General features: G+C 47.5%; 2 protein-coding genes. One reads left to right on the top strand and one right to left on the bottom strand.

Features of this window, described 5'->3' with window-relative positions:
• Nucleotides 1-86: 86 nt before the first annotated feature.
• Complete coding sequence (locus tag R7D93_RS25645) at nt 87-293, bottom strand: hypothetical protein (RefSeq protein WP_005495440.1); 207 nt, start codon at nt 291-293, stop codon at nt 87-89.
• A 4-nt stretch (nt 294-297) separates the two neighbouring features.
• On the opposite strand from R7D93_RS25645, the gene R7D93_RS25640 reads away from it, so the two are divergent.
• Nucleotides 298-1,216, top strand: a 919-nt coding sequence (locus R7D93_RS25640) for a M20/M25/M40 family metallo-hydrolase (RefSeq protein WP_318129599.1), incomplete at its 3' end; no start/stop codon positions are given.

Here is a 1,216-nt window from a genome sequence, read left to right as displayed (position 1 = left end):
ATTATTGACTGCTTTCATCAGTTACATATTTGCTTCGAGCCATAGTGCATTACTGTCTCCGCTCTCAATTACCAAATTGTCACTTGCTAAACCACTTTCGTGATTGCGTCGTCACTTCTGGCATTATCCTCGGTCAGAATCGTGTCAGGCAGTGATTTTCTTTGATTCAACGCAGCTTCACCTACATAAAGCTGTGCAATAAGAGAGATTCTGTTCCCTTTCGAGTCCGTGCCATTGATTTCGAATTCACATCGTTTCTCGGTATCGCCCTCGACCCCAAAAGAAAGAGACACCCAAATGACACAAATTAATCAAGAACGTCTAGTTGAACATTTCTGCCAACTGGTTCGTATCGACAGCGAATCTATGAATGAAAAACAAATTGCAGAAACGCTGGCTGAGCAACTGGGCGAGTTAGGTTTTACTGTTCACAAACTGCCTGTACCAGAACACATTTCTAATGGCTTCAACGTGTACGCACGTTTAGAAGGGAAAAAAGAAGGCTCAATCCTAATGAGCTGTCACATGGATACGGTAACGCCGGGCATTGGTATCGAGCCGATCATCGAAGACGGTATCATCCGCTCGAAAGGCAACACCATTCTTGGCGGTGACGACAAATCTGGTATCGCTGCCATCATGGAAGCGGTGCGTTGCATCCAAGCTGAAAACCTAGAACACAAAACGCTCGAATTGGCGTTCACCGTACATGAAGAAGGTGGCCTGTTCGGTTCTGAATACTTCGATATGTCTCACGTAACCTCAACAGAAGCGATCGTACTGGACACAGGTGGCCCAATTGGAACTATCGTAACGGCTGCTCCGGGCCAACAAAAGATCGTCGCAACCATCAAAGGCCGCCCTGCACATGCAGGTCTTGCGCCGGAAGAAGGCATCAGCGCGATCATGGTTGCGGCAGACGCAATCAACCAAATGAAACTGCTTCGCATCGACGAAGAAACCACAGCGAACATCGGCATGGTCAACGGTGGTCAGGCAACCAACATTGTGATGCCAGAGCTTAAAATCGTTGCTGAAGCTCGCTCTCTAAATGGAGAGAAGCTAGAAGCCCAAGTCAACCACATGATTTCAACATTTGAGTCGGTATGTGAAAAACATGGCGCAGAAGTCGAAATCGAATCTAGCCGCGCGTACGACGCCTTTGTTATCGAAGAAGACAACACGCACGTAACCGCAATCAAAGCGGCGTTTGCAG

Origin of the sequence: Vibrio sp. YT-15, assembly GCF_033337445.1 — a bacterium.
GTDB classification, from domain to species: Bacteria; Pseudomonadota; Gammaproteobacteria; order Enterobacterales; family Vibrionaceae; genus Vibrio; species Vibrio alginolyticus.
Note: the sequence above shows the minus strand (reverse complement) of the source record. Positions and strands in the feature narration are given on the sequence as shown.